The 7215-nt window shown below is 35.9% G+C and carries 7 protein-coding genes; 5 read left to right on the forward strand and 2 right to left on the reverse strand.

Annotated features, from left to right (window positions below; genetic code table 11):
- Positions 1-263: 263 nt before the first annotated feature.
- Together HE1_RS09670 and HE1_RS08215 are read right to left on the reverse strand one after the other, a co-directional pair.
- Positions 264-449: a transposase gene (locus HE1_RS09670; RefSeq protein WP_162480312.1), complete on the reverse strand. Its 186-nt coding sequence runs from the start codon at positions 447-449 to the stop codon at positions 264-266.
- A 214-nt stretch (positions 450-663) separates the two neighbouring features.
- On the reverse strand, positions 664-1041 hold the full coding sequence (locus HE1_RS08215) for a hypothetical protein (RefSeq protein ID WP_162480314.1): 378 nt from the start codon (positions 1039-1041) through the stop codon (positions 664-666).
- 52 nt (positions 1042-1093) lie between these two features.
- On the opposite strand from HE1_RS08215, the gene HE1_RS07310 reads away from it, so the two are divergent.
- From HE1_RS07310 to HE1_RS03745, 5 genes are all read left to right on the forward strand, one after another.
- Positions 1094-1291 carry a hypothetical protein gene (locus HE1_RS07310; RefSeq protein WP_242837196.1) on the forward strand — a complete coding sequence of 66 codons (198 nt, stop codon included), beginning with the start codon at positions 1094-1096 and terminating at the stop codon, positions 1289-1291.
- A 463-nt stretch (positions 1292-1754) separates the two neighbouring features.
- Complete coding sequence (gene rimP / locus HE1_RS06535) at positions 1755-2210, forward strand: ribosome maturation factor RimP (RefSeq protein ID WP_162531241.1); 456 nt, start codon at positions 1755-1757, stop codon at positions 2208-2210.
- Positions 2207-3712 (forward strand): transcription termination factor NusA, encoded by a 1506-nt coding sequence (nusA, locus tag HE1_RS03735; RefSeq protein ID WP_006303205.1) that lies wholly within the window; start codon positions 2207-2209, stop codon positions 3710-3712. Before rimP ends, nusA begins: the two co-directional genes overlap by 4 nt.
- 105 nt (positions 3713-3817) lie before the next feature.
- Positions 3818-5923 carry a ComEC/Rec2 family competence protein gene (locus HE1_RS03740; protein WP_035544873.1) on the forward strand — a complete coding sequence of 702 codons (2106 nt, stop codon included), beginning with the start codon at positions 3818-3820 and terminating at the stop codon, positions 5921-5923.
- A 118-nt stretch (positions 5924-6041) separates the two neighbouring features.
- Positions 6042-6917 carry a lysophospholipid acyltransferase family protein gene (locus HE1_RS03745; protein WP_278243276.1) on the forward strand — a complete coding sequence of 292 codons (876 nt, stop codon included), beginning with the start codon at positions 6042-6044 and terminating at the stop codon, positions 6915-6917.
- The last annotated feature ends 298 nt before the right edge of the window (positions 6918-7215 follow it).

A 7215-nucleotide genomic window follows, 5' to 3' on the forward strand; every position in this document is an offset into this window, starting at 1 on the left:
AATTTTTTCCACATTTTTTATTATTTGTACCGCAGCCCCCTCGAACAAAACCGCTTTTAAAGAAATTTTAACATTCACAAAATTTACATACAATCTTTTTTAGAGACTTTTAAAAGACTTCCTTTACTGATTCTAATAAAAAGTGTCTTTAGTTAAAGGCTTCGTATGGTTTAGATTATGATTAAAGTTTGACGGATTTTGCTCAAACTCTTTAAAAATAATATAAAAGGGAGTTTGATATAGCTAAATTCAGTATAAAAAGATTACGAAAAATGGAATTGAAATAAGAGATCTGAGCAAGGCAATGTTCTTCTTATATGTTTTGCTTGGGCCCAGTTTTTCTCAATAGGATTGAGATCCGAAGAATAAGGAAGGCAAATAAAGCAAATTATGGCATCTTCTAGCATGCTTTGCACTGCTTTCCCTTTATGGAAAGTAGCATTATCCATAACTACCGCTTTCTTTTGGAAGGTTTGGTAATAAAATCTTCTGCACCCAAAATGTAAAAACCTCTGTATTGACTGAGCAAGATATCAAACCAATTGCAATTGTATTTGCCAATTAAAGCGCCTATGGCATTTGTTCCCACCCCAGTCATGAGAGCCATAACACCGCTTGCCTTTATCAGAGTGCCCATGCGTTCTTGGCATATAGCTAAAAATATCATAAAAAAAACAGGATAGTCCTTAAGATGTTCCTTCTCTTGAAGGGCCTCCCATCTTTTGGAAAAACATTGAGTCCTTTTCGTTTAAGGCAGCGATCATACTCCCCCTCACTTTTTTTCAGATAGTTTAAACGATCGCTGAAATCAAAGAGTAAGAGTTTATCTTTGATCCACCTGAGTCCCCTTGTGAAGTATGAATACAAAGGTGCTCTGACTGTTTTTTTGTAAGCACATTCTTGTGTAAGGCCCGTTATAGAAGCGTATAAAATAGCAACAGCGACAATCGTGATAAGTTTGGAAAGTCTTCCCAAATCTTTCATAGGGGTACTTAAACGGAATAGAGTTTTTGATAGGCAAGGCAATCTGCTCCATATCACGGTTCATAAGGCCAATGACACAGGTGCTGGGTGCAGAGTTTTTTAGGAAGCAGTGCAAAAATATCCTACATTAAAGGGAGTGTGTGCAGATGTTGGATATAGAAACCCCATGGAGGCATTTGTAAGAAATATATTGAATAAAACTATAGCAATCTCAGAGCATATATCTCGAGGATGGGCTATACTTGCTAAAGCGTTGGATTGCCGAAAGAACATTTGCACAGCTAAATCATCTTCGAAGGGTATCTAAAGATTATGAAATTGCCATAGAGATTGCTGAAAACATGATTATGATAGCTCATTCCATGATTCTATTAAGAAGGGTAGCTAAATCATGAATACAGGTTATTAATAGAAGAGCTATAGTTTTCTGTTTTTTTCAAGAATTTTTTTAAATTAGTATTTTTTAGTCTGCGTTTTTTAATAGAAAGTGTTGTGCTAGAATTTATTATTTTTTCGAACTTTATAATTGATTCTTACACAATATAATTATTTTTAAAACAAAAATTACATTCTCAATATTTATTAAATTTTTAATATTTTTTTGTATTTTTGACTTTTTTAGTTTTTTTATTTTTTTGCTTATTACTAAAAATAAAGGCTTGAAAAAAAGCAATATTTTTTATAATAAAAAAATATATGAATAAATGTGTAGGTTTTTCAGGAAAAGGGCGGCTATATCCCCTTTTTTATATAATGAATCGAGAACTAATTTGGAATACTTTAAGTTCCTATCTAGAGATAAGGAATATAGTTTGGTGCAGGTTACTTTGCAATCCAAGAAAGAGTCTGACTTATGCGTGATGATTGAGCATAAGAAAACGCTTACGCTTTCTATAGAAGAGTGCGTCAAACTTTCTGCGGAAATAGAGCCGATTTTAAGAAGCAAGGGGCTCTTAACGGATCAGCAAATTTTGGAAGTTAGTTCTCCTGGGGTGGAACGTCCTTTGGTGACTCCAGATCATTACAAAAGGTATGTAGGTACGCATATATTGGTGGGAATCCAAGGAGGAAAAGGTCAAAAATATGAAGGCGTACTTCAAAACGTGCTGGGAAGTGGTATTGTTTTAGCGCTAAGCCAAGACGATATCCTTTCTGTAGAGTGGTCTTCTATTAAATTTTGTAAACTCGTGTACAAATTTGAGAATCAAAAGGAGACAGAAGAATGAGTGTGTATAATATCGGTCCAGTGTTGCTGAAAGAAATAGAAGGGTTAGCAAAAGAAAAATTTTTAGATAAAGAAGCGTTGTTATCCATCTTTGAGTTGGCTTTTTCTAAAATATATTCAAAGCATTATGGAACTCGAAACGATATTCGAGTTTCTATTCACCCAGAAACTGGAGATATTAACCTTACACGACATCGTTTGATTACTGATGAAGTGACATGTCCTTTTAAGCAAATTCATTCAAAAGATACTTTAAACGCTAAAGGAAAAATTGTTGATGGAGAGTGGGTAGAATCTTTGCCTTTATTAGAATTTTCTCGTTCTGAAGTATCTAGTATTCTTAAGACGTTGCAGCATGAAACTCAAGAGATGGAACGAAAAGCTCAGTACGAAGAATTTAAGTCTCGTGTTGGGGAAATGGTTAGCGTTACAGTAAAACGTCTTGAAGGTCGCAACGTTGTTGTTGATTTGGGGCGCGCAGAGGGGATAATTCTTCGGAGCGAGCTTTTAAAATGGGAAAATTATAGCATCAATGATCGCTTAAAAGCTTATATCTATGCGGTGCGTAGAGAGCAGAAAGGACCTCAAATTTTTCTTTCCCGGACGCATTCAGGCTTTCTTCACGAGCTTTTTGTAAGAGAGGTAGATGAAATCGCTCAGGGGCTGATTGAAATCAAAGGGGTTGTGAGAGACCCAGGAAGTAGAGCAAAAGTTGCGGTTTTTGCTTATAATTTTACCAGCAAGGGGAGGAATTTTTCTCCTGTAGGGACTTGTGTGGGAATTCGCGGAAATCGTGTTAAAGCAATTCAAGAAGAATTAAAGGGAGAGCAAATAGATGTTGTATTGTGGTCTCAAGAAACGCCGGAGTTTATCGTCAATGCGCTGTCTTCCGTAGAAGTTCTTAAGGTTGTGGTGGAAAAAGGAACCAATCAGTACACAGTGGTTGTTCCTGATGGACAAAAAAATCTTGCTATCGGAAGAGAAGGGCAAAACGTTTCATTGGTTTGTAAATTAACAGGAACTAATATTAATATCATGAGCGCTTCTGAAGAACAGAAAAAGCGCTCTCAGGATCTTCAAGAGCGTATGGGGCTTTTTGTTCAGCGTCTTGACCTGGATGAATTTTTGGCGCATTTTTTGGTTCTTCAAGGATTTGAATCTTTGCAAGATATTGTATTTACCTCTCAAGAAGAGCTTATGCAGTTAGAAGGGTTCACTTTGGAAATTGCACAAGAGCTTCGTGCAAGAGCGTTAGAAGCCTTAGAAGAAGAAGAAAAGAATCATAGAAATATGTTTGTTGCACACCAAGGAGATCCAAAATTAATGGAGCTCTGCAGTCCATATATGCTGGAGGCATTGGTAGCTAACAAAATTTTAACGTTAAAAGATTTTTCTGAATTAAGTCTGGAAGAGCTAGAAGATTACTTGAAGGGAGTGCGTCACGGGCTAAGTTCTCAAGCTTTGGGAGATCTTATCATGAAAGCACGAACATTGTGTGCTTAGGTGCTTTAGGGATGTTTCTAAGCTGCAAACGGTATAAACTTTGGGTGAGAACAAGATTTTTCTAAAACCTACGAGAAATTTTAAATAAAATAGGAATGATAAAAAGTGCTCTTTGTTCGACATTTTCCATATCGAGTTTTTGCACATGTTAAAATATTTTTCATTTACGTATCAAAAAAATTTAGAAAATTTCTCGTTTCTCTTCACCTAAAATTCATTCAAGAGCAAGAGAGGCATATTTTATGGATGCCTTTTGGAATTGCAATGGGGATTTATGGGTATACATCTCTTACCTATGAACCAAAAATAAAAACGTATTGTTTGATATTCATCGGGCTATTTGGAAGTGTTTTTAAACTTTTACGAGAAGATCGTATCGTTCTTAGAGCTTTATATTGGGCAGTGCTATGTTTTTCTGTTGGATTTTTAAGAATCTCTGTTTATCCACGCAACACTTTGCTTAAAAAAGAACTAGGTCCTTTTTGGATAAAAGGAAAGGTTGTTTCTATGGATCATACTGCCTCTAATTCTGGAAAAATTTACCCAAGAGTGTGGATAAAAGAGTTACAGTCTTCTAAAGGGGGCCTATCTTTGCCTTGTATTCGGTTGGGAATAAGAACGCTTTGTGAAAAAAATATTACTCCAGGAGACTGGATTAAGGCTAAGGTAAAATTGATACCTTGGGCTAAACCATTGGTCCCTGGTGGGTATGACGCTCAATTTCATCAGTTTTTTCAAGGTGTTTCTGGGTACGGATTTAGTATTTCACCAGTCCAAGTTGTTTCTGGAAAGCGTGGATTTTTAACTCGTTTTCGACACTATCTAACAAAAACCTTCCATGAAAAGTTACCTTATCCGCTAGGAGCTGTGGGAAGTGCTCTAGTTACCGGTGATAAAACTGCTCTTCCTTTAAAACTGCGTGATGATTTTTCTATCTCTGGGCTGTCGCATATTCTTGCTATATCCGGACTTCACCTATCTATTGTAGCTGCAATTTGTTTCTTTATCTTTAAATGGCTGCTTCAGGGGATTCCAAAATTAGGATTAATTATAAGTTTGCAAAGTCTGGCAGGAATATGTTCTTTAATTGCAGGAGGAATGTACGCGTGCATTTCTGGGGCAGGGTATCCAGTGCAGCGATCGTTTATTTTGATGGCAGGAACGTTAACGGGAATGTTTTTAAATCGTTGGCCATCTTCAATAAGAATGTTATCCTTATGTGGTTCAGGGATCTTATTGACAGAACCTCATGCTTGTTTTAGTTTAAGTTTCCAGCTTTCTTTTATTGCAACGGCCAGTTTGATGACTGTTCCTGGTGAATTTTTGAGGAACGCTTTTTCAGAAAAACGTTCCCCAGTTTGGAGACGTTGGAAAAAAAATTTTTTAATGATGAACGTAACTACAATTGCAGCTACTTGTTCTACACTTCCTTGGATTGCATTTTATTTTCATCAGTATTCTTTTCAAAGTATTATCAGTAATATATTTGCTGTAAGTTGGACGAGTTTTTGCGTTATGCCCGTAGGGCTAATTGCACTACTTTCTTTATTAACTCCGTATTCAAAAGAAGCATTTTTTTTATGGGGATTAACGTTAAAAGGATTAGTCAATATTGCTCAAAGCTCCACACATTATTTAAATTTTTTACTATTTTACTGCCCGATGTACAGTCAGTGGATTTTTTTTGCCCAGGTGTTTTGTGTTTTTTGGTGGTTGGTATGGAAAAAGAATTGGCGATGGTGGGGAATAGGTGGACTTGGTGTTTTTACTGGGATCGCGCGATATTGGGCTTTTATTCCCAAAATTTTAGTCACTCAAGAATATATGGGGGTAGTTCAAGAAGAAACGAGTACTCTTTGGATTTCTCAAACTCGAAAAGGAAGGTACGTAATTTCTCAATGGGCGCGAATTTTAAACCTTTCTCATACTTGTAAAGAAAAAGATCTTCAGAATCCTTCCATTAAAGAATTGTTTGAAACAGGAAGAAGACTAAAAATTCAGTATCCAAACGCGATTACTTTTTACCAAAAAGGAAACGGATGGATTCCAGGAATTTTGTCAGATGAAAAACGCCCATGGAGATTTCCATCTAAGGAATGCAGTCATACTTCTGTTGTAAAAAAAAAGCATCGATTCGATTTGAGAAATATAAGAAAGGGGGCAAAAAAGATTAAATCTTTGAAAAAAAAATCTTTGTGGTTTAAGTCTTAATTTTAAAACATTTTTCTTACTTTTGAGTTTTTTTATTAAAACTTATGTTGGCTAGATAATATTTTGTTAATATGGCATGATAGGATAGATTTGGTTCTTTAGGGGAGTTTCCTATTACGTGATACTATCAAGAAGTCTAAAAATCAGGATCAAACAAACAAGATATTTGATAGAATTTGCAGGATTTATGGGGGCGGTAGCGCTATTTCGTCTTTTAGGAGTGCAACGAGCCTCAAGAGTTGCAGGAAAGTTAGCGCAATGGATTGGCCCCCTGCTTCCGGTTCACTGTGTTGGAATGAAAAATTTGATCCAGGTTTTTCCAGACTGGTCTGCGGATCGGCGTAAAGATGTATTAAAAAAAATGTGGTTCCATTGGGGGGCAGTGTGTGGAGAGTATTGCCATTTAGGAGCATTTTCCTTAAAAAAAATTCAAATTGAAGGAAAAGAGGGAATCTCTTCTTTCCAAGGAAGGCCGTGTATTTTCGTTTCTGGACATTTTGGGAATTTTCAAATGATTTCTCTTGCGTTAAAACAGTGTGGATTTAAAGTTACACAAGTATATCGGCAAGCGAACAATCCTTGGGTAGATAAAGTAATGCAAAGATTTCAAAGTCAAACATGTCATCGTGTTGTGTCTAAGGAAAATCATTCAGTAAAAGCTATTGTTCAAGCTTTGCAGTCTAATCAAGCAGTAGTATTACTGGTAGATCAGAAATTTTCGCAAGGTCCCTTGTTGCCTTTTTTGGGACATTTAGCATATACAACAGTGGTTCCTGCGCGTTGTGCTGAAAAATATCGTTGTCCTCTTATTCCTGTTTGTGCTCAGCGTTTAAAGGATGGCGGATTTAAAGTTAAATTTTTTCCTCCAATTTTTTATAAAAACAGTCCAAAAGAAACTATGCACTGTGTTAATCAATATCTAGAAGAATGGGTGAAAAAACATCCAGAGCAATGGTTTTGGATACACAAGCGATGGCCTTTTTGTTACGATTAGACGTCAGTAAGTGTAAAAAGCCTGCGCCAGTTAATGTGCTTTTGAATTTTTGCACTCCAATTTTGTAATGATTGTACTTCTTTTGATAAAGATAATAAAATAAATCTTAAAAACGCAAGTCTATTTTGAGTATTTTATACCAGATCCCATTACTATTTCATTCAGCATGAGTATAGCTAAAAAAAAGACTTTTTGCACTTAGAAGCAAACCAAGAAAATTAAAGCAGAAAATTAATAGAATCTGTAAAATACAGTATAATTTTTCTACCTCCTTGCTCTTGTGATTTGAATCCAATAG

The sequence above is a fragment of the Holospora elegans E1 genome, assembly GCF_000648275.1.
Taxonomy (GTDB): Bacteria; Pseudomonadota; Alphaproteobacteria; order Holosporales; family Holosporaceae; genus Holospora; species Holospora undulata_A.

Excerpts from the sequence above, each read along its gene's own strand:
- HE1_RS09670 (WP_162480312.1), bottom strand. The coding sequence starts at position 449 with ATGGATAATGCTACTTTCCATAAAGGGAAAGCAGTGCAAAGCATGCTA.
- nusA (WP_006303205.1), top strand. The coding sequence starts at position 2,207 with ATGAGTGTGTATAATATCGGTCCAGTGTTGCTGAAAGAAATAGAAGGG.